The following is a 25589-nucleotide window of genomic DNA, read 5'->3' on the forward strand; positions in this document are numbered from 1 at the left end:
GAGGGGGGACCGGATCGCGAGAGACCTCCGCGATTCCCCGCCGTACCGGCTCGGGGCCGCTCCCGCTCATGCCCAACCAGTCTCTCGTCTGGATGGTGAGCCAGCTCGTTCCCGACATGCCCCTGTACAACGACAGGTTCCTGGTCCGGATACCTCCCTGGGTGGACGAGGAGACGATGGCCGACGCGATGGACCGCGTGGTCGCGGAACAGGAGGCGCTGCGGATCGTCGTCGAGGTCGTGGACGGAGAGCCGCGGCAGCGGGCACTGCCGCCTTCCCCCGGGGCGCTGCAGGTGATCGACGCGGCGCCGGAGCCGGGCGAGGACGCCGACGCGGCGGCGGTGCGCGTGGCGAACGAGCTGGCCGACCGGCCGTTCGACCTGGCGGCGGGCCCACTCGCGCGCTTCGCGCTGATCCGCGCCGGGGAGCGCCGGTTCCTGACCGTGTGCGTCCATCACCTGGTCTGCGACGCGTACGGCCTGAGCATCATCGTGAAGCGGGCGGTCGAGGGCGGGCCCGGCCCGGAGACGTCCTTCCTCGACTATGTGGAGTGGCAGCAGGGCAGGCTGGAGCACGGCTTCGGGGCCGAGCTGGAGTACTGGGACCGGACGCTGGCCGGAGTCGGGCCGAATCTGGAATTGCCCGCGGACCGGCCTCGCCTCTTGGTCCCGGACTTCAGGGGCGGCCACCATCTGCTCTCGCTGGACGCTGAGCTGTCCGAGCGGGTGGCCGCCGCCGCGCGCGCCGCCGGCACCACCCCGTTCGCCGTGCTGCTCACGGCCTTCTACGAGTTGCTCGCGCGGGTGAGCGGACGGCGCGACCTCGTGGTGGGCACCACGATGCTGGGCAGACCCGTGCGCGAGACCCACGAGGTCGTCGGCATGTTCGCCGACATGGTGCCCCTTCGCCTGCTGCGCGATGATCCGCTGACGTTCGCCCAGGCGCTGACCCGGGTCCGCGAGGTCGTCGCCGGGGCCTTCGCCCATCAGGACATCCCCTTCGCAACCCTGGTCGAGCGGCTGAACCTGCCGCGCGCCGCCAACGCCCCGGCCCTGTTCTCCATCCTGTTCAACATGCCGGGACTGACATCCGCGGTCGGCGATGAGCTGCTCCCGCTCTCCTACAGCACGCGCGGCACCCAGTTCGACCTCATCTTCAACGTCCTGGAGCAGGCGGGCCGGCTCGAACTGGACGTTCAGTACTCCGACGTGTTCGAACCGGAGACGATCGCCCGGTGGTCAGGATGGTGGCAGAGCCTGCTGCGGCAGGGGCTGGACCGCCCGGACGTGCCGTTGCAGGAGCTGGACATGCTCGGGCCGCGTGTGCGCCTCCGCCTCGCCCAGGTCGGCCACCGCCCGGCGGCCGAGACGCCGGTGGAGTCGCTGTGGGAGCCGGTCGCCCGGCACGCCGCGGCGGCGCCCGGCACCCCGGCGTTCCGCGGGCTCACCTACGGAGAGCTGTTCGCGCGCGCCCTGCGGCTGGCCGCCGCGCTGCGCGCCCGCGGCGTCGGGCCCGGCACGCGGGTCGTCACCCTCCTGCCCGGCGGCGCGGATTTCGTCGTCGCCGCCCTCGCCGTGTGGATGCGGGGCGCGACCCTGGTCCCGCTGGACCCCCGTCACCCCTCCGCCAGGACCGAGCGCGCGGCCCGCGCCGTCGATCCGAGCGTCGCCGTCGACCCCGGGATGTTCCTGGAGCTGCTGGGGAGCGTCCCGGACGGCGCCGCCGACCCGTCGCCCCCGGCCGCGCCGTACGCTCCCGAGGCCGCCGCCGCGATCATGTTCACCAGCGGCTCCACGGGGACGCCGAAGGGCGTGGTGCTCTCCTACGGTGCGCTGGGCGGCCACGCCGCCCAGATGGCCCGCCTGTGGGAGCTCGGCCCCGCCGACCGGGTCCTGCAGTACGCCTCGCCCGCGTTCGACACCTCGCTTGAGCAGATTCTGGTCGCGCTGACGGCCGGGGCCGCCCTGGTCGCGCGGGAGGACGCCCCGTGGCCGCCGGCGACCGCGTGGCGGGTGATCGCCGACGAGCGCGTCACCGTCGCGAATCTGCCCACCGCGCTCGTGCACCAGATGGCCGAGGAGGAAGTGCCCGACGGGCTGCATCTGCGGCTGTTCATGCCCGGCGGCGAGGCGCTGTCGAGCGGGATGGCCGAGCGCCTGCGCGCCGCCCTGCCCGATGGCTGTGCCCTGTGGAACATGTACGGGCCCACGGAAGGAGTCGTCACCGCGCTCGCCCACGTTCTCGACGGAACGGCCCGCGGCCCAGTCGTCCCGATCGGGCGGCCCCTGCCCGGGCGCCGCGTCGCCCTGCTCGACGGGGACCTGCGCCCGGTTCCGCCCGGCGGTATCGGGGAGATCTGCCTGGGCGGGCCGATGCTGGCGCAGGGCTATCTCGACGCCCCCGTGCCGACCGGCCGCGGCTTCGTCCCGGATCCGGACGGTCCGCCCGGGTCGCGGCTCTACCGCACCGGCGACCTCGGACGATGGACCTTCGACTGGATTCTGGAGTTCCGCGGCCGCCGTGATCGGCAGGTCAAGGTGTCTGGCGTCCGGGTCGAGCCGGAAGAGGTCGAGGCCGCGCTCACCTCACTCGACGGAGTCGCCGAGGCCGCGGTGACGGCGCGCCGGGTCGACGACCAGACCCTGCTCCACGCGTACCTCGTGGCCGAGGGTCCGCAGCCCGACGGTGACCGGGCCCGCCGGCGAGCGACGGCGGCGGTCTGGGAGGGCCTGTCCGCGCTGCTGCCGCCCGCCCTGATGCCCGCGACCCTGACCTTCCTGCCGGCCCTCCCGATCGGGCCCACCGGGAAGATCGACCATGCCGCGCTCCCGGCGCCGCCCGCTCGGTCCGCGGCCCCGGCGCGCCCGGTGGACGAGGTGGCCGCGGCCATGACGCGCGCCATGAGCGAGACGCTCGGTGTCCCGGTAGGGACGAACGACGACTTCTTCGCCCTCGGCGGCACCTCTCTGTCCGCCATGCGGGTGCTCGCCGCGGTGCGCGCGTCCACCGGGTGCGACCTGCCCCTGCGCGACCTGTACACAGCGCGTACGCCCGCGGCTCTGGCTCGCCTCAGCCGCCGGACGCGCGCAGCCGCCCCGCTTGCGACGGCGCCCGCCGTCGGCCCGGTTCCCGCCACATCCGCACAGCGCCGTCTGTGGACGCTGGAGAAGCTCGCGGAGGACGTCGCCCTCTACACCGTCCCTGCCATCGTCGAGGTCGCTCGGCCGCTCGCCCCCGACGCGACGGCGCAGGCGTGGGACTGGCTGCTGCGCAGGCACGACGTCCTGCGCGCCGCGTTCAAGCTGACCGCCGAGGGGCTGTTCCTGCGGCCCGGGACCGCCCGCGAACGGCCCGCGCTGACAGACCTGAGCGAGGTGCCAGAGAACGAGGCGAGGGCGAGATGCGAGCAGATCGTGGCCGCCGACATGGCCCGGCCGTTCGACCTCGAACGCGGGCCGCTCGCCCGGCTCCGGCTGGTCACCCTCGGGGAGGACCGCAGCCTGCTGGTCCTCACCGCCCACCACACCGTCTGCGACGGGTGGTCGGTCCGGATCCTGGTCGATGAACTGCTGGCGGCCGAGCACGCCTTCCGGCGCGGGAAGCAGCCGGTCCTGCCGCCGCCCGGCCCGTCGTTCGCCGACGTCGCGGCCTGGGCGGCCGCCCGGCCGGCCGACCCTGACGCGCTGACCGAGTGGCGCGCGATCCTCGAAGGCGTCCCGCTCGCGCTGGACCTGCCGCTCGATCGCCCGCGGCCTCCCGAGCCCGGCTTCCGGGCCGCGGCGCTGCCGCTCACCCTGGACGCGGAGCTCACGGCGCGCCTCGACGAGACGGCCAGGCTCCTGGGCGTCACCGCGTTCACGCTGATCCTGGCCGCCTGGCAGGTGACCCTCGCACAATGGAGCGGTCAGGACGACTTCGTCGTGGGCGTGCCGTACCACGGGCGCGACGTTCCCGGCGTGGAGCACACGGTCGGCATGTTCGTCGAGACGCTTCCCGTACCCGCTCGCGTCCACCCCGGCGACACGGTGTCCAGCCTGCTGCGAGCGACGTCCGCCCAGGTGATCCGCTGCGTCGTGAACGCCGGCGTCACCTTCGAGGCGATCGTCGGGGACATGCGCGGCCGTGCGGGCCTCGCCCGCGACTCCCTGGTGCAGGTGCTGCTGGCCTACCAGGACGAGGACAACGGCGCGGGCGCGGAGACGGACCGCCGCATGCTGGCGGTGCCCACGGGTTCGCTCGACCTCGACCTGATCCTCAACCTGGAGCGCGACGGGCCAGTGATCCGCGGCGGCGTGGAATACCGCGCCGAGCTGTTCGAAGCGGCCACCATCGGGCGCGTGACGGCCCACTACCTCACGGTCCTCGGTGCCCTCGCCGCAGAGCCGCACCGGCTCGTCAGAGATCTGCCGCCGGTGCCGGCGGACCCGTCGCCTCTCGCCGAGACGCATGGCGGCGAAACCACCGAACGCGAGGAGCGCGCTGTGGAAGATGTGGTTGAGCTGGTAGTGGCCAGTGTCTGGCGCGAGGCCCTGGACGCGCCGCCGGACCTCGAACTGGACCTGGACGCCGACTTCTTCGAGTTGGGCGGTGACTCCTTCGCCGCGACCCGGGTCACACTGCGGCTGGCCGAGCTGCTCGACATCTTCGTGCCCGTGCGCGGCGTTTTCGCCAATCCGACGATCGCCGCCCTGGCCGACTCGCTCCGCCGGCTCGAACCCGAGCGGACGGAGCTTGCCGCCGCCGCGCTCGTCGAGATGGGCCGGGCCGCGGGCGAGGAGCCCGCCCCGCTCGGCGGGGACCAGCCGTGACCGCGTCCCGCCGGGTTCGGGCCCTCCGCCTGCCCGCCGGCCGGGTCACGCCCACCGACCGCTCACGGGGCGGTCCTGCGCGCCTACCGCGCGCCGACCGGAGCGGACGGCTCCCGCTGTCGCACGCGCAGGAGCAGCTCTGGCTCGGCGAGCGGTTGCGGCTGAGCGTTCCGCTGTACAACGTCCCCCTCGCCGTGCGCCTCCCGGCCTCGCTCTCGCGCGAGGACCTGTCCTCGGCCCTGACCGAGCTGGTACTCAGGCACGAGGCGCTGCGGACCGCCTTCGGCGAGGACGACGGCGTGCCGTACCAGTGCGTCCGTCCGGTCCGCGAGCCTCCGATCAAGATGATCGAGCTGACCGGCGAGGACCCCGCCGCCGCGGAGGCCCGGCTGGCCGGGCTGCTGGAGGAGTTCGGGCAGGCCCCCTTCGACCTGGTGTCCGGGCAACTGCTGCGGGCGCTGGCCGTACGGCTGGGCCCGGCGGAGACGGTCCTAGCCCTCTGCGTGCACCACCTCGCATGCGACGGGCACTCCCTGAACCGGCTCCTGGACGAGCTGGCGGCCCTGGCCGAGGGCGTCACCCTGCCGCCGATCGAGGTGCAGTACGGCGACTTCGCCGTCTGGGACCGCTCGGAACCGCCGGAGCGGGCCTCGGGCATCGCGTACTGGCGCGACCGCCTGCGGGACCTGCCCATGGTGCTGGACCTGCCACTCGACCGCCCCCGGCCCGCGACCTGGACCGGGCGCGGCGCGCGGCTGGTGCGCACGCTCCCCGGCGACCTGGCCGCCCGGCTGCGGGAGACGGCGCGACGGCTCGGAGTGACCCCGTTCACGGTCCTGTTCACCGCGTGCCAGGTGGTGGTCAGCCGGTACAGCGGCGCGCCGGACTTCCTGCTCGGCGTGCCGACGCTGGGCCGGGGCCACCCCGAGGTCGCCGGAGTGGTCGGGAACTTCGTCACCATGCTGCCCGTCGGCTGCCGGGTCGAGCCCGGCGCGTCCTTCGCCGAGCTGGCCGCGCGGACCGCCGCGGACCTCGCCGCGGACCTGGCCCACGAGCACGTCCCCCTGCAGGTCATCGCCAGGGAGCTGGCCGTTCCCCGGGACCTCTCCCGGGCGCCGCTCACGCAGGCGGTGTTCACCCACAACGCGGTGAGGATGCGGACGGACGGCGTCGAGCGCCTGCACGTGGACACGGCTACCGCCAAGTACGACCTCACCTTCTCCGCCGCCGAGTACGACGCGGAGATCGACATCGGGCTCGAATGTGCCGAGGACCTGTTCGAGCGGGCGACCGCGGAGTCGTTGCTCTCGTCGTACGGCCAGGTGCTGGCCGCCGTCGCGGCCGATCCGGATCGCCGCGTCGCCGACCTGCTCACGCCCGCCCCGGCCGCCGCGCCCGGGGCGGCGGAGGCGGACGCGGCGCTCTTGGAGCCGGACGGCCTGCACCTGCGCCTCGCCGAGACGGCTCGTCGGCGCCCCGGCGCGCTCGCCGTCAGCGGAGGCGGCGTCTCGATGTCGTACGGCGAGCTCGACGCCCGCGCCCGGCTGATCGCCGGGTGGCTCCACGCCCGCGGAGTGGGACGGGGCGACCTGGTCGCCGTTCACCTCGCCCGTACTCCCGACCTCATCGCCGCCCTGGCCGGCGTCCTGTACGCGGGGGCGGGCTACCTGCCGCTCGAACCCGCGCATCCCGACGAGCGCGTCCTCGCCCTGATCGACGACGCCGGGGTGGCCGCCGTGATGTGCGAGCGGGATCTGGCCGGCGAAGTCGCACACCGCATGCCCGTCATGCCCGTCCTCCTGCCCGGTGCCGAGGCCGGCTCGGCGCCGTACGGCCCCGAGTCCACGCTGCCGGACGAGACGGCCTACGTCATCTACACCTCGGGCTCGACCGGGACTCCCAAGGGGGTGGTGATCACCCACGGCAACGCCCTGGCCCTGCTGGCGGACGCGGGCGGCAGGATCGCCCCCACGGAGGACGAAGTGTGGACACTGTTCCACTCCGTCGCCTTCGACTTCTCCGTGTGGGAGATCTGGGGCGCGCTGCTCTCGGGCGGCCGGCTGGTCGTCGTGCCCTGGGAGACCGCCCGCATACCCGAGAGCTTCGCAGCGCTGCTCCGGGACGAAGGCGTGACCGTGCTCAGCCAGACGCCCACGGCGTTCCGCGAACTCGCCGCGCTGGCGGCCGCGGGGGCCTGCCCGCCGCTGGCTCTGCGCTGGGTGGTCTTCGGCGGCGAGGCCCTGGACCCGGCGACCGTCAGGCTCTGGTGGAGCAACCGGGGAGCCGAGCGCCCGCGGCTCGCCAACCTGTACGGCATCACCGAGACCACGGTGCACGTCACGTTCCACGAGCTGACCCCGGAGACGCTGCCGCCCTCCGTGGGAACCCCGATCGGGCGCCCCCTCGACCGCTGGGAGGTCCTCCTCCTCGACGCCGATGGCCGCGAAGTGATACCCGGCGCCGTCGGCGAGATCCATGTGTCGGGGGCCGGTCTCGCCCGTGGCTACCTGAACCGCCCGCGGCTGACCGCCGAACGCTTCGTCCCGCATCCCCACCGGCCCGGGCGGCGGCTCTACCGATCCGGCGACCTGGCGCGGCTCCGGCCGGACGGGACACTGGAGTACCTCGGACGCGGCGACCAGCAGATCAAGATCAGGGGGGTCCGCGTCGAGCTGGGCGAGGTCGAGGCCGTTCTGGCGGTCCAGCCGGGAGTGACCGCGGCGGCGGCCGCCCTGCGGACCTCGGCGAGCGGGCGGCCGGTGCTCGTCGGCTACCTCGCCGGATCCGCCGACCCCACCGAGGTCCGCCGCCGGATGACGCGGCTGCTGCCCGAGCCGATGGTGCCGTCGGTGATGGTCGTCGTCGACCGCCTGCCCCTGACTGGGAACGGCAAGCTCGACCGCGCCGCCCTTCCCGCGCCCGGTCGTAGGCGAGAGGGCGTGGACGACGCGCCGGTCACGCCCGCCGAAAAGGAGGTCGCCGCCGTCTGGTCGGAGCTCCTCGGCCTGGAACCCGGCAGGGTGGGGCGCGACGACAACTTCTTCGGGCTGGGGGGCGACTCCATCCTCGCTCTGCGGGTCGTCGCGCGGCTGGCGGAGCGCGGCCTCCGCCTGCGGGTCGAGGACGTCTTCGCCGCCCAGACCCTGGCCGAGCAGGCCGCGGAGGCCACGGCGAAGACCCCCGGGCCCGAGGCTGCTCCGGCACGGGTGGCGCGCTTCGCGGGCGTCTCCGCGGACGACGTCCACCGCATGCCCCCGGGCCTGGCGGACGCGTATCCGCTGACCATGCTCCAGGCCGGGATGCTCTACCACCAAGAGAGCGGCGGGGAGCACCCTCCTTACCACAACGTCACGACGCTGCGCGTGGCCGGACCGGTTGACCTAGCGGCGCTTCAGCAGGCGTACGACCTGGTCGTGGCCCGCCATCCGGTGCTTCGCACCTCCTTCGACCTGGCGTCCTACGGTGAGCCGCTGCAACTGGTCCACGAGCGGGTCAGGGGCCCCATCGGATACGTGGACCTGGGATCCCTCGACCTAGACGGCCAGGAGGAGGCCGTCCGGGCGTGGATGACCGACCGTCAGCGCCAGCCCCTCGACCTGAGCGCCCCGCCCCTGCTCCGGCTGCACGTCCTGCGGTGCGGTCCGGAGGAGATGTGGCTGGGCCTGGTCGAGTGCCATGCGATCCTGGACGGCTGGAGCCTCACCTCGACGTTGCAGGAGATCCTGGACCGCTACGGGGAACTGCTGGTCGGGTCGCCGCCCACGGTCGAGGCGCCGCCCGAGCCCTCGTTCCACGAGTACGTGCTCGCCGAGCGGGCCGCCGCCGCGAACCAGGAGGCCGCGGCGTACTGGGACGGCCTCGTCTCCGGGGTCGAGCCGCCCCGGCTCCCCGCTGCGGCCGAGAACCCCCGTCCGGCGCGACGGAGGGTGATTCCCCTCGGCGAGGAGGTCGCCGCCGGTCTCGCGGGCCTCGCCGTACGGGCGGGCGTCCCGCTCAAGAGCGTTCTCCTCGCCGCGCACGCCGTGGCCGTATCACGGCTGGCCGGAGTGTCTGAGGTGCTGACCGGGCTGGTCACCAACGGACGCCTGGAACACGGCCGCGGCGACGAGACGCGCGGACTGTTCCTCAACACCGTGCCGGTGCGACTGCCGGGGGCCGCCGCCTCGTGGGAGGAGGCGGCCATGGCGGCCTTCGACGCCGAGCGTGAGCTCCAGCCGTACCGCAGAAGGCCGGGCGGGCTGCTGCAGCGCGCCGTGGGCGGCAGAGCCCTGCTGGAGACGTTCTTCAACTACACCAGCTTTCACTCCATGAGCCTCGGCACAAAGCACGGCGGGATCCGGCTGACCTCGGGGTTCAGAGAGCAGGCCAGCACCGACTTCCCGCTGATGGCCTCGTTCGACCGCGTGGTCGCCGACGGGGTCGAGCACCTCACGCTGCTGCTCGGCGTCAACGAGCCGTACGCCGAAGAAGAGCAGATCGCGGAGATGTACGCCTCCGTGCTGCGCGCCGCGGCCCGGGGACACCCCGCACCGGCTGCGCACGCCGAACTCCCCCCCGGCGACAGGCTGCTGACGGAAGGTGAGGGGGAGCACGTGACGTGGCCGCCGGGCGAGACCCTGGTCGGGGTCATCGGGGCGAAGTCCCGTGCGTGCGAGGGCGCCGTCGCCGTGACGGAGGGAGCCACCGGCCTGACGCTGACCTATGCCGAGCTCTGGGCGCGGGCCGGCGCCCTCGCGGAGCGCCTGCGGGCGATCGGGGTGACGGGCGAGTCCCACGTGGGGGTCCGAATGTCGCGCTCGGCGCGTCAGGTCGTTGCCGTGCTCGGCATCGCCATGAGCGGCGCTGCGTATGTGCCCCTTGAACCCGACGCGGCGGAGCTGCGGCTGCGGATGATCCTCGACGATGCCGACCCCGTCCTGGTGCTGGACGACGACGCCGACCTCTCGCCGCCCGCCGGTCCGAGGCCCCCCGCGGTCGCCGCGGACGCGGACGCCCGCACCGCCGCGTACGTGATCTTCACGTCGGGCTCGACCGGCCGGCCCAAGGGCGTGGTGGTCGAGCAGGCGGCCCTCTACAACCGCATTGCCTGGGCCCAGCGGGCCTTTCCGCTCGGCCCCGGCGACCGCGTGCTGATGAAGACGCCGATCGGGTTCGACGTGTCGGTCTGGGAGTTCTTCTGGCCTCTGCTCGCGGGCGCGCGGATCGTCGTCGCCCCGCCCGAGGCGCATCGGGACCTGGGGGAGCTCGTCCGGCTGATTCGCCGCGAAGAGCCCACAGTCGTGCACTTCGTGCCGTCCGTACTCGAACGCTTCCTCGCGGAGCCCGGCTCCGACTGCCCGAGCCTGCGCCTGATCGTCTGCAGCGGCGAGGCCCTCCATGCGGACCTGGCGGCGAGAACGCTCGCGCGGATGCCGTGGGCGCGGCTGGAGAACCTGTACGGGCCGACCGAGGCCGCCATCGACGTCACGAGCGCCACGGCCGGAGCGGGCGCGGGCGCGGGCGCGGGGACCGTGCCCATCGGCCGTCCCATCGCCAACACCGTGGTCCGGGTGCTCGACCCGGCGGGCCGCCCCGTGCCCGTGGGCGCCGCCGGAGAGCTGTACCTCGGAGGGGCCGGCCTGGCCAGGGGATACCTCGGACGCCCCGCCCTGACCGCCGCGCGGTTCGTACCCGACCCGTACGGCCGGCCGGGCGGGCGGCTGTATCGCACGGGGGATCGGGTCCGCTGGACGCGCCGTGAGGGACTGGAGTTCCTCGGCCGCCTCGACGACCAGATCAAGATCGGTGGCATGCGGCTCGAACCGGGTGAGATCGAGGCGGCGCTCGCGAGCGCGCCCGGGATCGCGGCCGCGGCGGCCGTCCTGCGCCCGCTCGGCGGCGGACGGCACGGACTCGCCGCGTTCGTGGTGCCCGAGCACACCGCGGTCGACGCTCAGGCCGTCCGCCGCCACCTGGGTCGTCGCCTGCCCGCCGCCGCGCAGCCGGCGCGCCTGGAGACGATCGGTTCCCTGCCGCTGACGCCCAATGGCAAGCTGGACCGCGCGGCCCTGCGCGCCCTTCCCCTCACCGGCGACGAGCGGGACGAGCGGGTCCCGCCGCGCACTCCGGAGGAACGGCTGCTCGCGGACCTGTGGCGGCAGGTGCTCGGCGTGGCCGTGGTCGGTGTGCACGACGACTTCTACGCCCTGGGCGGCGACTCCATCCTGGCACTGCAGATCGCGGGCCGCGCCCGGGCGGCCGGGCTGCCCGTACAGCCTCGCGACGTGTTGACCTCGTCCACCATCGCGCGTCTGGCCGAGGCCGGGGCACGGGCGGCCGGGGACGAGCCCGGCGGGGACGAGCCCGGCGTGCCGGCCGATCCGCTCAGGGCGCCGCTGACGCCGATCCAGCGCTGGTTCCTCGACGTCGCCGCGAGCAATCCGGGCCGTATCGACCAGTACGCGCTGCTGGAGCTCTCCGGCCCGGTCGACCCCAACCGACTCGCCGACGCGGTGCGGCTCCTGCTGGAGACCCACCCCATGCTGAGGTCGCGGCTGACCGGCGACGGCTGGTTCGAGGTGTGCCCGGTGCCGGACGACGGCCTGGTCGAGACGATCGACCTCGCGGACGTGGCTCCCGAGCGGCACGCGGAGCGCGTCCAGGAGATCGCCTGGGCCGCGGTGCGCGACTGGCCCCTCGACCGCCCGCCGCGCATCCGCTTCTTTCTCCTCAACCGCGGCCACGGCCGGCCGCCGTGGTTGCTCGTCGCCGCGCACCACCTGGCCACCGACGCCGTGTCCTGGCAGGTGATCTTCGACGATCTCGCGGCTATCGCCACCGGCACGCCGCCCCGGCCCGTGGCGACCGGCTTCCCCGCGTACGCCCGCGCGCTCGCCGACTACGCGTCCTCCCCGCGGGCGCTCGCCCAGCGCCCGTACTGGCGCGCGATCCAAGGGGGCGCGACCACGCGGCTTCCCGCCGCGCCGATGGCCGACCCCGGCGACCTTCTCAGCGAGGAGGTCGTACGCTGCCGGCTCGAACGGGACGCGACCGGGGTGCTGCTGGCCCGCGCGGGCGGGCACGACATCATGGCGAGCCTGCTCGGCGCGCTGTCCTGGGCGTTCGGGGGATGGGTCCCCGACGGGGAGCTGGCCGTCATGCGGCTGCACCACGGCCGCACCCTGCCCCACCTCCCCCAGGCCGATCTCAGCCGGGCCGTCGGCTGGTGCACCGGAATGCACCCCGTCCTGCTTCCGGTGCGCGGCGCCGGCTCGCCGGCGGACGCCGCGGCGCGGATGGCGGGCCGGCTGACCGAGGTGCCCGACGACGGGGTGGGCTTCGGCGCCCTGCGCTGGCATGGAGGGCACTTCGCAGACGTACCCCCTCCCGATGTGGCCTTCAACTACATCGGGCAGGGGAGGGACCGCCCGGCCTGGAACGCGGTCGCGCGGCTCGTGACGCCGGGACCTCGGGACCGCAGGATCCCTGGTGAGAAGCGCGGCTTCCGGCTGTGGGTGCAGGTCGCCGTCGCGGACGGAGAACTGGTCGCCGACTGGCAGTACTCCGTGGACCGTGACCGGCGAGAGGTCGTCGCCGCCGCTGCGGACCGGTTCGCCGCGGCGCTGCGGGCGCTCGCGGCGGAACGGGGGCACGCGTGACCGCGCCGGAGACCTGGACCAGGTACACCCGCGCCCTCCCCGGCGCGCATGATCGCCTGCTTTGCTTCCCGTACGCCGGAGGCGGTGCGGCGGCGTTCCGCGCCTGGGTCGGAGAGCTGGCGGCGTCGGGGACGGAGGTCTGGCCGGTCCAGCTCCCGGGCCGGGAGAACCGGCTCGGGGAGCCGCCGGTCAGCGACCTCCCGCGCCTGGTCGCCGAGCTGGCCGACGTGTTCGAGGACCGCCTGGACGAGCTTCCGTACACGCTGTTCGGGCACAGCATGGGCGCCCGCGTGGCCTTCGAGCTCGCGCACGAGCTGCGCCGGCGCGATCGGCCGCCGCCCAGACTGCTGATCGTATCCGCGCACCGCCCGCCCCACCGCCTGGATCCCGATCCACCCGCACACGCACTGCCGCGCGATCGCTTCCTCGCCAGGCTCCGCACATACGGGGGCGTCTCCGAGGCGGTCCTGGCCGAGCCGTCCCTGCTGGACCTGATGTTGCCGGTTGTCAGGGCCGACTTCGCCCTGTTCGAACGCCATCCATGGCAGCCCGAGCCGCTCCTCGGGTGCCCGATGACCGTCCTCGGCGGGCGTACCGACGCCCGGGTGCCCGCCGCCGAGCTGACCAACTGGGCCGAGCTCACCGAGGGCCCCTGCGAGCTGCGGATGTTCGACGGGGGGCACTTCTTCCTCGCTGAATCCCCCCACCAGGTGGTCGGAGCGGTTCGGGACGCCATCCTGCGGACGAGAGAAGGGACTGGACATGTCGGAGACATGCGGTGAACCGCCACCCGCCATTCACATCGACGGGCTGACCAAGACCTTCCATCAGGGCCGGCGGACCCTGATGGATCGGTTGGCCCGCCGCCCGGACCAGCGGGCCGAGGTGGCGGCGGTGGACGGGCTGGATCTCACGATCGGCCAGGCGGAGATCTTCGGGCTTCTCGGGCCCAACGGCGCGGGCAAGTCCACCACCGTACGGATGATCGCGACCCTCCTGGAGCCGACGGCGGGCACCGTGCGGCTGGGCGGGGTGGACGTCGCCGCCGACCCGGAGGCGGCCCGGCGGCACCTCGGCGTCGTTCTCGGCGGAGAGCGCAGCGTCTACTGGAAGCTCACCGGCCGGGAGAACCTGGAATATTTCGCCGCGCTCTACCAGATTCCTCGCGCACAGTGGGGTCCGCGGATCCAGGCCGTCCTGGAGGAGATGGACCTGTCGGAGCGCGCGGACGACTACGTCGAGCGCTACTCGACCGGCATGCGCCAGCGCCTGGCCATCGCCCGGGCACTGCTGCCCGAGCCCGCCGTGCTGCTGCTCGACGAGCCGACCGCGGGCCTGGATCCCCAGGCCGCGCTCCACCTCCGCGAGCGGATATCGCGCTTGCGCGCCGCCGGCCGGTCCGTCGTGCTGACGACGCACTACATGGACGAGGCCGAGGAGCTGTGCGATCGCGTCGCCATCATCGACGGGGGGCGGATCGTCGCGCTGGGGACACCTGCGGAGCTGCGATCCCTGGTGAACGCGGCGCAGGTGGTACGTGTGCAGTTCGAGGACGTCAGCGCGGACGCCGAGGCCGCTCTCGTTGAGCGGATCGGGCGGGTCGCCGACGTGGTGGACAAGGAGCACGAGGGGGCGGCCCTCACGCTGACGCTCCACGTCTCCGCCGGAGAGGAACCGCTCCCGCGCGTCATCGACGTCTCCCTGAGCCTGGGCGTGACGCTCCGCCGGGTGGACGTCGAGCCGGTGACGCTGGAGGACGTCTTCCTGTCCGTGACCGGGAGGAGCCTGCGCGAATGAGCCGATCGACCCCCCGAGAACGCGAAGAGAGGTCGTCCGAGTGAATCTGAGAGCCGAGGCACGGGCCTTCGCGGCGAGCACGGTCAAGGAGTGGGCGGTGATCAGACGCTATCCCGTCGTCTTCGTCTCGCTCGGCGCCTGGGCCCTGATCCTGCCCTTAGCGTACGTCGCCCAGGCGAGCGGGTACGCGGGCGGTGACCCGCGGGCGACCGCCGCCTTCGCCGAACGCGCCGGGACCGGCCAGGTGGTCGGCTACCTGTACCTCGGCTGGGCCATCCATCTGTGGATCTCGGTCGTCCTGTGGGGACCGGGGATGCTGCTCCGCGAGGAGCGGCAGCGCGGCACCCTGGAGGCGATCTTCCTCACACCCACGTCGCGGTTCACCGTCCTCTTCGGTCCCGCGCCCGCCCACCTCCTGCCCGCGCTGGTCGTCTTCGGCACGGTCTTCGCGGCCCTGCGCTTCGCGTTCGGGGTGCCCATCGGACCCGGCGAGCTCGCTCGCGGCCTGCTCGTCCTGGCGGCGGCCACCCCCGCCCTGCTGGCCATGGGCGCGCTCTTCGCGACCGCGGCCCTCCGCTTCCAGGACGCTGGCGGCGTGGTCCAGGTCGTCCGCGGGCTGCTGACCCTGCTGTGCGGGGTCACGTACCCGCTGGCGGTGCTTCCCGCATGGGCGCAACGGATCGGGGAGCTGCTGGCGCCGACGCACGTCATCGCCGAACTACGCGGAGCGGTCCTCGAAGGCGGGCGCTGGCAGCCGGACCGCCTCGGCGTGATCGTCCTCGCCGTCTCGCCCGTCGTGCTGGCCGTCGCCGCCATGGTGGTGTTCGCCGTGAGCATCAGGCACGCGCGGAGGACAGGAAGGCTCGGGTACCTCTGATGCGAATCAGCCTCAGCGTCATCGCGGCGGTCGCGGCGCGGGAGCTCCGGGTGGCCGCGCGCTACCCGGTCAGCGTCGCCAACCTCCTGGTGCTCGTGCCCCTATACCAGCTCGTCCTCCCGGCCCTTCTCCTCGGCGCGGCGTTCCTCGTCGCGGGCCGTGCCATCGGCCTCGCCGGCCTCACCGGCACCACCGACCTGGCAGGCTGGCTCACGATCGGAATGGCGTTCAGCCCGCTCATCGTCGGGGTGACGTGGGGCGTGGCGAACGCGATCGAGACAGACCGGGAACTGGGCACAATCGAACACAGCTGGGCGGCGCCCGTTTCCCGTGACTCGCTGCTCCTCGGCTCGATGACGAGCAGCACCCTGCTCGCGGCCGTCGCCGCGCTGATCATGGTCGCCATGGGGTGGCTGATCTTCGGAGCGTCGTACGGCACCGGCCTGCTGCTGATCCCGCTGGCCGCCGCGCTGGCCCTGCCCGGCGTGGCGGGCCTCGGCTACCTCGTGGCCGCCCTCGTGCTGCGCTGGCGTCATGCGGGCGAGGTCGTGGACGGCCTGGGGTACGTCCTCGCGATGCTGGCCGGCATCGCGTTCCCCGTCTCGGTGCTGCCCTCGGCGCTCCAGGCTGTCGCATACGCACTGCCCGCGACCTGGGCCATCGACTTCTCCCGGGCGGCGGCGCTCGGGGCCACACCCATCCAGCCTGTGCCCGTCGAGATCGGGTTGCTGGCGGTCACGTCGGCCGCCTGGTTGCTCGCCGGGCGCTGGCAGTTCCTGCGCGTCGAGCGTCGCCTCCTGGCCGACGGGACGCTCGGCCAGCACTGAGCGCATGGCCGGTACCGAGATCATGACCCGCGCGGAGGGCACGGCCGGCACGGCGTCCTATCCGAGAAGCACGGCCGCCGAAAGGACATGACGCGGATGCACGTGAACGGATCCACCGACGCCGGCGACCGGCCCCTGTCCGAGCGCGAACCGGAAGATCGTGAGGCGGTGCCGTACGGCGATCCCCTCGCCGCAGGCGGCGGGTCGCCGTATCTGGCGTACGGTCGCATCGACCTGCTGCTGTCGCTGCAGCGCCCTCGCACGGACATGCCGGCCGAGTTGTGCTTCGTCGTCGTGTGGCAGATCCAGGAACTGCTGTTCAAGCTGCTGCGGGAGGAGTTCGCGGCCGCCCGCGACCAGCTCGCGGCCGACCGCGTTCCCGACGCGCTGTGGACGCTGCGCCGCGCCGTGCCCGCGCAGCGGCTCCTGGTGGACACCTGGGAGGTGCTGCGGGGGATCGGCCCTGACGAGTTCGCCGCCTTCCGTGCCCACTTCGGCGGCGCGTCCGGCGTCCAGTCCTTCATGTACCGCCGGTTGGAGTTCGTCCTGGGGGAGAAGACGGCCCGCGCGATCAGAGCGTACGCCGACATCCCCGCGATCGCCGCCGAGCTGGCCGCCGACCTGGCCGCCCCCAGCCTGTACGACGCGGCGCTCGGGCTGCTCGCCCGGCGTGCCGGACTCGTGCCGCCGGACCACCTCAATCGAGATCTGACGCGGCCATACGAGCCGCGCCCCGAGGTCGAGCGGGCGTGGGCGGCGGTCTACCGCCCCGGCGGGGACGGCGAACTGCGCCTGATGGCCGAGACCCTGTGCGACGTCTCCTACGAGTTCGGCCGCTGGCGCTCTGTGCACCTGCTCGTGACGGAGCGGATGATCGGCGGCAAACCGGGCTCCGGCGCCAGCGCCGGGATCGCCTGGCTGCGGCAGAACGCCGATCGCCGTCTGTTCCCCGAGCTCTGGAGGGCGCGGGACCTGCTCTGAAGGCCGCTCGAACGCAAGGCGGGCGCTCAGGTGTGGCTTCGCACCGCCCGCACCGGCAGGCTGCTGTAGCCGGAGAGGAAGTTGGAGAAGACCCTGTTCCCCGGACCGGTCGGCTCGAAGCGGACCGCGGAGTCTCTGAGCAGCGTCAGCAGGATGCGCAGCGCCGCCCGCCCCAGGTGGGCACCGACGCAGAAGTGCGGCCCGCGGCCGAGCGACAGGTGCCGGTTGGGCCACCGGGCGAGGTCGAACGCCGACGGATCGGCGAACGCCCGCTCGTCGAAGTTGGCGGACGAGATCCACACTGTGACGATGTCCCCTGCCTGGATGCGCACCCCGCCCAGCAGGGTGTCGCTCACGGCGTGGCGGCCGAGGTGCATGGCGGGTGCCGTCCAGCGCAGGACCTCCTCCACGGCGTGGTCGGGGGAGACGGTGCCCGCCCGCAAGGCCCGCCACTGCGCCGGGTGCTCGATGAGACCCTGGACGGCGCCGCCGGCGACCATACGGCTCGATTCGTCGCCGCCGATCAGTACGCTGTAGCAGTTGGCCGCGATCTCCTCGGCGGTCAACGGGCCGCCGGGAGGGGTGGCGGCGCCCAGGGCGCTCACCAGGTCGTCGCCGCCATCGGAGCGCCGGCGGCGGGCCAGCGTGTGGAAATAGGCCAGGATCTCGCTGCGGGCGACCATCGCGTCCCATTCGGTCGTCTCGTCCGTGTCCGAGCTGAGCGCCATCTTGCTCCAGGCCAGTAGGGCCGGCCGGTCGGATTCGGGGACCCCCATCAGTTCGCAGACCGTCGCGATCGGCACGTGGTCCGCGACGTCGGCCATGAAGTCGAACTCGCCTTGGGCGACGGCGCGGGCCAGCAGGCTCCGGGTCCGCTCGCGTACGCCGGCGAGAACCGGCGCGAGCGCGTTCGGCGCCAGCACTGTCCGGAGGAGGTGGCGAATCTCCCTGTGCCGCGGGCCGTCGCTCACCCCGGCCATCCGCCCTGACGCGGAGTCACCGCCCTTGAGCAGGGTGGCCAGCACATTCCCTCCGCAGGAGGTGAACCGGTCGGGGGCGGAGCAGACCTCGGTTCCCTCGGCGTGCGTCACGACGACCCAGAATCCCGGCCGGTCAGGGCCCTCCGGATGCCAGTGCACCGGCGCGGCGTCGCGGAGCGCACGCCACACAGGGCGCATGCCGTCTCCCGCGAAGGTCCGCGGGTCGGTGAGGTCGACCGGCATTCTCGGCGGCCCGTTGACCCCCGCTTCGCGCTCAGGGCCCGCGGGCACCTCCAGCAGGCATGCCGACTCCGAACCCGCTCGTCGCGGGTGATCACTCTCCGATTCGGCCATGCTCACTGCCTCCTAGACGGACGAAGACGCCCGGGACGGGCGCGAGACCACCCAGGTCGCGGGACATCCGTTTCGGAGGTTATGGCAGCCGGCCCGCCCCGTCCCTAGCGATCGCCGTCGTGGCGACAAGTCGCCACGACGGTCCCCGCCGCTGGCCATGTCTGAGCAAGCACGGCGAGCATGGGGGGACGTTGCGAACGAAACCGGAGGCACATGTCCAAAACGTGGCGATTGCTGCCCGACGCCGTGGTTCGCAGCGCCGGCCTGCCCGTCGAGCGGCTTCTCGCGCTGGGCGACCCCGAGGCGGCCGAGGCGGTGCTGGCCAGCCCACCGGAACGCCGTGACGAGATGTGGGAGCGATGGGCGCGCGCCAGTGCGGACCGGCTCATCGAACTGTCGGAGCACGACGTCTTCCACCGGGCCCTGCTCTGGCAGAACCCGGGAATCCTCGAACGGGTGTGCGCCTGGTTTAGCCGTCACGCGGGAGACGAACGCAGGAACGCGGTGTGGCGGCGCAACGAGGACCTGCTCGCCCGGTACGCGCAGCGCTACTGCGCGAGGAACGAGACCATCGGCTTCTTTGGCCCCACGGCGTGGGCCCTCTTCGACGACGCGGCCGCCCATGCCGAGATCGTGCCCGGGCCGGAGATCGTCGCGCGCCGGGAGATCTTCTTCGAGGACTGGCTGATGGACGACCTCGGAGCGCTGCTCGCCGAGAACGACCTCCTGCGCCGCCACCTTCCGCCCGCTCGCCCGGCGGGACTCATGGTCAGCGGTGGGTTCGCCGTACGCTCCGGAGCGGCCCCGCGGCGACTGGCGCCCGTGGAGGCGGCCGTCCTCGCCGCGGCGGACGGGTCGCGCTCCGCCCGCACGATTGCCGCCGACCTGCGCTGGCGTGGGGTGGCGGGGGTGCGGGGCGAGAGCGACGTGCTCGATGTGCTGGAGCGACTGCGAGAGCACGAGCTGATCCGCTGGCGGCCGCCGGTGCCGCAGAATCGGCGGCCGGAGGTCGCGCTCCGCGACCGGCTGAAAGCGCTCCCCGCCTCCCAGGAGCGCGATGAGGCCTTGGACGTCCTGCGGCGGTTCGACGAGGCGCGGACGCGGATCGCCGCCGCAGACCGGCCGGAGGCGCTGGCCCACGCGCTCGCCGGGATGGACGTCCTCGTCGAGGAAATCATCGGCGCGTCGGCGCGACACACTCGTGATCGGCGACCGCTGGGCCGCAGCGCCGTTTTCGAGGAGTGCGAGCGCGATGTCAGGGTGGTGATGGGCAGGTCCATCGTCGATGCGCTGCTGCCGCCGGTGACCGTGGTCCTGGAGAGCGCGAAATGGCTCACATGGCGTTTCGGCCAGTGCCTTGAGGCGCTGTTCGCGGATCTGTACGACCGGTTCGCCGGTGGAGCGCAAGGCGTGCCCGTGCCACTGGGCCCGCTGGTCGCGGAGTTCCTCGAGCGTCGGCTCGATCCCGCGTGGTTCGGCCATGTTCTGGAGGAGTTCCAGGACTGCTGGGCAGCGGTGCTGGCTGTCGAACCCGGGGTCCGCCGACTCCAGTTCGGGGCAGAAGACCTCGCGGAACGGGTTCGGGCCGCGTTTCCCGCGCCCCCTCCCACCTGGTATGGGGCGGCCTACCACAGCCCTGACGTGATGCTGGCCGCAGCGGATGCCGAGGCGGTGGCCCGAGGCGAATTCGAGCTGGTCATGGGAGAGTTGCACCTTGCCGGGCTGACGTACGACGCCGAGACGTTCACCCTGTTCCACCCGGACGAGAGCAGGCTCCGCGACGCCGTCGAGGATGCCTTGTCCACGCACCCCAGGGTGGTGCCCGCCTATCCGCGGTCGCCCGAGTTCACCGGTCGCGACTCGCCCAACTCGACGCTGACCTCCGAGCGCTTCTGGTACTTGACCTTCGGGAGCGCGGACGACTCGCGCTCTGTCCCGCCGGGAAGACGGCTCGATCTCGTCGATATGGTCGCGATCAGAGACGGGGACATCGAGATCCGGACCGCGGAGGGACTGCGCCTCGGTGTGCTCGACGTCCTCGGCGAGATGGCGTACGAGAGCGTCGTCGATCTGTTCCACCCGCTGCGCCCGGCCGCGCACACGCCGCGGGTCACCGTGGACCGGCTGGTCATCTCCAGGGAGACATGGCGGCTGGCCGCGGACGACGTGCCGGGGGTGGCCGAGGACGGCGAGGCGGCGGCTTTCGCGGCGCTGTGGCGCTGGGCCCGTGACCAGGGGCTGCCCCGATTCGTCTTCTGGCGCGCCGCGTCCCAGGACAAGCCGGTCTACCTGGACTTCGACAGCCCGCTGTTCGTCAACAACTTCCTGTCCGCGGTCAGGCGCATACGCCGTCGCGGCGGCGGACTCATCCGGCTGACGGAAATGCTCCCAGCCCCTGAGCAGGCCTGGCTCCCCGATGCCGAGGGTCACGCCTACACCAGCGAACTGCGTCTCGGGTTCGTCTACGCGGGCGGCGACCCGTCTCCGGACAGATCAGCGGCCACGGGGTGAAGGGAGGGGAGAACATGCGCGTTGCCGTCGTCGTGGGCGACCTGCCCGGCCAGAGACGGATTTTCGAAGCCCCCCTGACGGCGCGATGCCTCTCCAGGTGGGTGACCACACCACGCTGGGCGACCTGCTCCGCGCCATGACAACCCGCGCCGACGTGGCCGCGAGCCGGTGCACGACGCTCGCCAACCTTCCGGCTCGCGCGGCTGGCGGCTTCTTCCAGGCGGCTGTCTTAGGCGAAACGAACCGTGAACCGCGCTGAGTGCGGGGGAATGGGCGGAGCCTCTGGCCGACGGTCTGGAAGTTTGACGAAGATCAGGGCCATGCATCCACTTTTCAGACCGTCCCGAGCCGCGAGACGCGAGGACCCCCGCGGAGTTCATCGCGCCAGATGCGGCGGCTCAGGGCGTGGTCAGGACTGACGTTCCGGATCCCGCTGTGGCTGCGCCTCTGTACCCCCGGGGCTCCGGAACTGGTCTGCATCTTCGAGCCCGGACACCGATCCTCGACCTACGCGGCAGAGCACGGACGAGGTCACCGGGGGCGATGGGCGGTTGTGAGATCGGTGCCGGCGGAGAGCGAGGCTCTCACCGGCTGTCGTGAATGTGGCGGTACTGACTGGGCGGTGTTCCGTAGGTGGCGCGGAAGGCACGGCTGAAGTGCGCCGAACTGGTGAACCCCCATTTGCGGGCGATCGCGTGAACGGGGTAGGAGCGGAGCCGGGGGTCGGCCAGATCCTGACGGCAGTGTTCCAGCCGGAGGTGCCGGATCCACGCCGACACCGTCATCTCGTTCTCGGTGAAGAGGTCGTGCAGATGCCGTACCGAGATCTGGTGGGTGCTGGCTATGGTGGCCGGGGACAGGCGCGGGTCGCCCAGTTGCTGTTGGATGAAGTCACGGATCCGCAGCCGGAGCAGGTCTCGCTGCGCTTCGGGCGTTTGCGCCGAGGCACTGTCCAGGTGCTGTGCCAGGACGGCGGTGAGCAGGTCGGTGGTGAGCGAGGCCAGACAGGGGGCGTCCTGGGAGTCGAACTCCTCGGCTTTTTCGACGAGGTCGGTCAGCCACCGCGCGAAGACGGCCCCCAAGCCCCGCCTCGCAGAGAAGGGAACGGCGGTGATCCGGTCAGCCGCGTCCGAGAGGATAGGAAGCGCCCGCCGGGGGATCTGGACGACCAGGGTCGAGGTGCTCTCTCGCGCGCACCTGCGCCAGCCGTCAAAGGGCCGGGATGTGTCGAACAAAGCGAACTCGCCCGTGCCGAAGATGGCCTCGCGCCCGGCTTGGCGCAGCGCCGCATCCCCGACGAGGATGAGCGTGACCACGAATTCCTCCGGGTCGTTCCGCTGGATCAGCGCCGGGGGCCTGCACACCTGAACCGAATCGTGTGCCAGCGCATAAACCTGCAGGCGCCCCATGTCCACCCGTCGGCCGCGGATGCGGAAGCCGCCCTCCTTGTCGCTGTGGACCAAGACTGGGGCCTGGAATAGAGGTTTCACCTCTTGCCAGTACCCAATGCGCTCTCCTGAGGCGAGCGTCTCAATATTGAACTCGGAGACCTGCAAACCGCACCTCTGAATCAGATTCTCGAGCAATGCTTGAAACCTGTGAGTCTGCCGGGAAGGGGCATACCTCCGGATTATCCGTTGAAGGTTTCGAGATAAGCCGACGCGCGGACGTCGGTCGGGAAGGCGCACCTGAGGAGCCCGGCTACGCCAAATAAACCCTCGCAGACAGTTACGTCCAACCGCCTCATCCTGGTAGGCAGCGGCGGCGAAGGCTGCTATTGCGTAGGTCCCTGCGGTAGGAACGCCATTCGGAGGGCCCATCGTCTGCGACGGCCGGGAATGCTTCGGAGTCATCCTCATTGACCCCTCGATAATCGTCGAATGGAACCCTGAGTGGGATGAAGCAGAAGCCCGCCGAGTGAACGTCGTGCCGGGCGGGGACGAGGCTGGTCGTGACGTCCCTAAGAGCTTCTGGAAAGGGACTCAGAAGAATTTTGCGGGCTCGACAGGCTTATATCGAACTCTATGATCCTATGAATCCGTGGCAGGACGAGGAGTTGCGTCAGCCCGGAGTAGCCCTTGGTCGGGAAGACAATCTTGTCGAAGTCGGCGGCGCCGTCGAAGGCGCGGGTGATGACCGACCGGCCCGGGGAACTCGTCGCTGCCCGCGAGCCGCTTGACGAGTCGCCGGTTGGCCACGTCCCAGGCGCCGGCGAGGAAGTCGAAGTCATTCATGCGCGAGACGGTAGGACAGGATCACTGACAGGTAATGTCAGTGAACATGCACGCATCTCGCCTTGTTTCGATCTTGCTGCTCCTGCAGACGCGCGGCCGCATGGACCGCTTCGTTGACGTCGTACAAGACGATGACCGATCGGCCCGCGCGGTCGCGCAGGGCCAGCCAGATGACGGCGGGTGCGCTGATCGGGATGATGAGCAACCCCCAGCCACCGATCGCTAGAGGCCGATGAGGCGTCCCAGCCGAGCACCTTAGGCTTGCCGCCGGGGGTCGGTGTTCCCCCGCACCTCGTAGTCCACGGGATTCACCGCGACGGCCGCCACCCGGACGAGCAGGTCGCGCGGCTCTGGCTCGGGGGATGGGCAGATCGACGTCCACAGGCTCTCGGTGTCGTACCCGGGCCGGTTCTGCCGGTACGCGACGGTGCGTCTTCTGCTGGCATTCGGAAATCTCCCTCATCGTCAGCTCAAAGGACGGCCTGATCCCGCCGGTCTGCGTCGAACCGATCAGCGGCCGGCGCATTTCCGCGCCATCCTCTCTGAGTGACAGTCTTCTCACTATCTGCTGCCGCCCAAGCGGTCGCGCTCGGTAGCGTCGGTGTTTCACGGCGTCGAAGATCCAATCCGACGGACATGACGGCTTGCGGTCATGACATCGGCACCCCGGTGAAGCACAACCACTGGCGCCCACGGACGCGGGCGTATACACAGACAACCACGGGCTCCTGGCCTCACCCAGCCGAAGGGAACCGGCGATGACGATGAATGGTGAGGACCTGGCGCGTTTCGGAAGGGAGAGGTGGGCCGCCGGCGATCGCCGTGGCGTGGGCCTCGGAGCGGTTATCCGGCGTATTGCGGTCCTGGCACATGTGCTCGCCGATGAGTTTCAGCGCCGCCGCCGGTCACCACCATCATGACAACCTTCGCACTCATTCACGGCGCCGGCGGGAGTGCCTTCGACTGGCACTTGCTCGGAGCCGAGCTTCGCGGCCGTGGGCATGACACGGTCGCGGTGGACCTGCCCATGTCCGACCCGCAGGCGGGACTGTGGGACTACGCAGATGCTGTCGTCCAGGCGGCCGGCGAGCGCCAAGACCTCGTCGTGGTGGCTCATTCGTGGGGCGGCTTCGTGGGCCCGCTCGTCTGCGCGCGTGCCAAAGCCGCCGCGCTTGTGCTGGTGACCGCCATGATCCCGAGTCCTGGCGAGACGCCGGACGACTGGTGGGAACGCAGCGGCCGGCCCTCGTCCGGCATCGATGACGACTACGAGCTCTACCTGCACGACGTTCCGCGTGAGCTGGCTGAGCGGGTGCTGGCCCACGACGGCGCGCTCGCCGAGAACATGAGCATGGACCGGGCGGGTCGCGAGCCCTGGCCGCTGGACGCCTGGCCGGACGTTCCGACGAGGTACCTGCTCTGTCGCGACGACCGCTGCTTTATCCCTGACTTCGTGCGCCGCCATGTGAAGGAGCGACTCGGCATCATTCCGGACGAGATGCCCGGCAGCCACATGGTGATGCTGTCGCGGCCGCGCGAGCTGGCCGACTATCTGGTCCAGCTCCTGCCGTGATCGCCCGGAGATCCTACTTCTCCGGGAAATATCCGGCGCAGACCCAGCCCGACTATCCTGCGCCGGCAGGCTGGATGAACTGCGACGAGTACCCCTTCGCCACGACCAAGCAAGGAGCGGCCTCCGCGAACGGCCACTACTCCCTGCGTGCGGTGAGCGCCAAACAGAACCGCGCCCAAGGGGATGCCCTGGGGCCTTCTACGCGCATTACCGCGTAGGCTCGAAAAACCCCTTCTGGGTGGCGATCGTAGACTAGCCGCTTTTCACGGTGACCATGATGAAGGGAGGGTGCCCATGGCCCCTCCCTTCGTGCCCGTTTTGCCGTGAGATCCTATGGCTGAAAAATGCGTGGTCTGAAAATTTGCTGATCACGCAATAATTGCGCTAGGTTCGCACCAATGAGCGGACTGAGAGAGCGGAAGAAGCAGGCCACGCGCGACGCGCTGATGACGGCCGCCCTCCGGCTGGCTCTGGCGCGAGGGCTGGAGAACGTGCGGGTCGAGGACATCGCGGCCGAGGCCGGGGTCTCGCCCAGGACGTACAACAACTACTTCGCCAGCAAATACGAGGCGATCACCGCCCGTCACACCGACCGCGTCCGCGCGTCCGTGGCGGAGCTGCGCGCCCGGCCGCCCGGTGAGCCCTTCTGGGAGGCCATGACGGAGGCCATGGTGCGGCCGTGGGCGCAGCACGCGGGCACCACCGACACACCTCCGTCCCCCGAGCTGCTGGCGAGCATCCGCATGCTGAATGACGAGCCGGCGCTGCGGGCGGAGGCGCTGCGGGTGGCGTTCGCGGCCGACGGCGAGCTGGCCGCGGCCGTGGGCGAGCGTACGGGCACCGATCCCGACCGTGATCCCTATCCCCGCCTGGTCGCCGTCACCGCGATCGCCGCCGTGCAGACCGGCGTCGCGCACTGGCTGCGCACCGACCCTCCGGTCCCGCTCGTGCCGCTGTTGCGCGACTGCCTGCGCGCGCTGGCCGCGGGACTGCCCGACCCTTCACGATGA

14 protein-coding genes are annotated in these 25589 nt (G+C 72.0%); 11 read left to right on the forward strand and 3 right to left on the reverse strand.

Annotated elements, in window-relative coordinates; all coding sequences use genetic code 11:
* Positions 1 to 68: 68 nt before the first annotated feature.
* The 7 genes from AB0C16_RS21990 to AB0C16_RS22020 all read left to right on the forward strand — a co-directional run bounded on the left by AB0C16_RS21990 (position 69) and on the right by AB0C16_RS22020 (position 16927).
* Positions 69 to 4808, forward strand: coding sequence for an amino acid adenylation domain-containing protein (locus AB0C16_RS21990; protein WP_357685663.1), 4740 nt, complete (start codon positions 69 to 71; stop codon positions 4806 to 4808).
* The gene (locus AB0C16_RS21995) at positions 4805 to 12445 is read left to right on the forward strand and encodes an amino acid adenylation domain-containing protein (protein WP_357685665.1); all 7641 of its coding nucleotides are present in this window, start codon (positions 4805 to 4807) and stop codon (positions 12443 to 12445) included. The genes AB0C16_RS21990 and AB0C16_RS21995 overlap by 4 nt, the downstream gene beginning before the upstream one ends.
* On the forward strand, positions 12442 to 13227 hold the full coding sequence (locus AB0C16_RS22000; protein ID WP_357685667.1) for an alpha/beta fold hydrolase: 786 nt from the start codon (positions 12442 to 12444) through the stop codon (positions 13225 to 13227). Before AB0C16_RS21995 ends, AB0C16_RS22000 begins: the two co-directional genes overlap by 4 nt.
* Positions 13208 to 14242, forward strand: coding sequence for an ABC transporter ATP-binding protein (locus AB0C16_RS22005; RefSeq protein ID WP_357685670.1), 1035 nt, complete (start codon positions 13208 to 13210; stop codon positions 14240 to 14242). The genes AB0C16_RS22000 and AB0C16_RS22005 overlap by 20 nt, the downstream gene beginning before the upstream one ends.
* A gap of 40 nt (positions 14243 to 14282) precedes the next feature.
* Positions 14283 to 15119, forward strand: coding sequence for an ABC transporter permease (locus AB0C16_RS22010; protein WP_357685673.1), 837 nt, complete (start codon positions 14283 to 14285; stop codon positions 15117 to 15119).
* The gene (locus tag AB0C16_RS22015; RefSeq protein ID WP_357685676.1) at positions 15119 to 15946 is read left to right on the forward strand and encodes an ABC transporter permease; all 828 of its coding nucleotides are present in this window, start codon (positions 15119 to 15121) and stop codon (positions 15944 to 15946) included. Before AB0C16_RS22010 ends, AB0C16_RS22015 begins: the two co-directional genes overlap by 1 nt.
* 96 nt (positions 15947 to 16042) lie before the next feature.
* Entirely contained in the window at positions 16043 to 16927 is an 885-nt protein-coding gene (locus tag AB0C16_RS22020) for a tryptophan 2,3-dioxygenase family protein (protein ID WP_357685678.1), read from the forward strand.
* A 26-nt stretch (positions 16928 to 16953) separates the two neighbouring features.
* Here AB0C16_RS22020 and AB0C16_RS22025 read toward each other — a convergent pair whose 3' ends face one another.
* Positions 16954 to 18261: a cytochrome P450 gene (locus AB0C16_RS22025; protein WP_357685680.1), complete on the reverse strand. Its 1308-nt coding sequence runs from the start codon at positions 18259 to 18261 to the stop codon at positions 16954 to 16956.
* Between the two features lie 213 nt (positions 18262 to 18474).
* Here AB0C16_RS22025 and AB0C16_RS22030 point away from each other — a divergent pair, with 213 nt between their 5' ends.
* Positions 18475 to 20772 (forward strand): lantibiotic dehydratase, encoded by a 2298-nt coding sequence (locus AB0C16_RS22030; RefSeq protein WP_357685683.1) that lies wholly within the window; start codon positions 18475 to 18477, stop codon positions 20770 to 20772.
* Between the two features lie 584 nt (positions 20773 to 21356).
* Here the strand turns inward: AB0C16_RS22030 and AB0C16_RS22035 are convergent.
* Positions 21357 to 22358 (reverse strand): helix-turn-helix domain-containing protein, encoded by a 1002-nt coding sequence (locus AB0C16_RS22035; protein WP_357685685.1) that lies wholly within the window; start codon positions 22356 to 22358, stop codon positions 21357 to 21359.
* Between the two features lie 685 nt (positions 22359 to 23043).
* The gene (locus AB0C16_RS22040) at positions 23044 to 23211 is read right to left on the reverse strand and encodes a hypothetical protein (protein WP_357685687.1); all 168 of its coding nucleotides are present in this window, start codon (positions 23209 to 23211) and stop codon (positions 23044 to 23046) included.
* A 711-nt stretch (positions 23212 to 23922) separates the two neighbouring features.
* On the opposite strand from AB0C16_RS22040, the gene AB0C16_RS22045 reads away from it, so the two are divergent.
* The 3 genes from AB0C16_RS22045 to AB0C16_RS22055 all read left to right on the forward strand — a co-directional run bounded on the left by AB0C16_RS22045 (position 23923) and on the right by AB0C16_RS22055 (position 25589).
* A complete protein-coding gene (locus AB0C16_RS22045; RefSeq protein ID WP_357685689.1) occupies positions 23923 to 24579 on the forward strand; it encodes an alpha/beta hydrolase in 657 nt (218 codons plus the stop codon).
* Entirely contained in the window at positions 24576 to 24797 is a 222-nt protein-coding gene (locus AB0C16_RS22050) for a NucA/NucB deoxyribonuclease domain-containing protein (protein ID WP_357685692.1), read from the forward strand. Before AB0C16_RS22045 ends, AB0C16_RS22050 begins: the two co-directional genes overlap by 4 nt.
* A gap of 180 nt (positions 24798 to 24977) precedes the next feature.
* Positions 24978 to 25589, forward strand: a complete 612-nt coding sequence (locus tag AB0C16_RS22055; protein ID WP_357685694.1) for a TetR family transcriptional regulator — start codon at positions 24978 to 24980, stop codon at positions 25587 to 25589.

Source organism: Nonomuraea sp. NPDC048916 (assembly GCF_040649575.1).
Taxonomy (GTDB): domain Bacteria; phylum Actinomycetota; class Actinomycetes; order Streptosporangiales; family Streptosporangiaceae; genus Nonomuraea.

Coding starts and splice junctions, on each gene's coding strand:
- AB0C16_RS21990 (WP_357685663.1), top strand. CDS start 69: ATGCCCAACCAGTCTCTCGTCTGGATGGTGAGCCAGCTCGTTCCCGAC.
- AB0C16_RS22005 (WP_357685670.1), top strand. CDS start 13,208: ATGTCGGAGACATGCGGTGAACCGCCACCCGCCATTCACATCGACGGG.
- AB0C16_RS22015 (WP_357685676.1), top strand. CDS start 15,119: ATGCGAATCAGCCTCAGCGTCATCGCGGCGGTCGCGGCGCGGGAGCTC.
- AB0C16_RS22020 (WP_357685678.1), top strand. CDS start 16,043: ATGCACGTGAACGGATCCACCGACGCCGGCGACCGGCCCCTGTCCGAG.
- AB0C16_RS22025 (WP_357685680.1), bottom strand. CDS start 18,261: ATGGCCGAATCGGAGAGTGATCACCCGCGACGAGCGGGTTCGGAGTCG.
- AB0C16_RS22030 (WP_357685683.1), top strand. CDS start 18,475: ATGTCCAAAACGTGGCGATTGCTGCCCGACGCCGTGGTTCGCAGCGCC.
- AB0C16_RS22045 (WP_357685689.1), top strand. CDS start 23,923: ATGACAACCTTCGCACTCATTCACGGCGCCGGCGGGAGTGCCTTCGAC.
- AB0C16_RS22055 (WP_357685694.1), top strand. CDS start 24,978: ATGAGCGGACTGAGAGAGCGGAAGAAGCAGGCCACGCGCGACGCGCTG.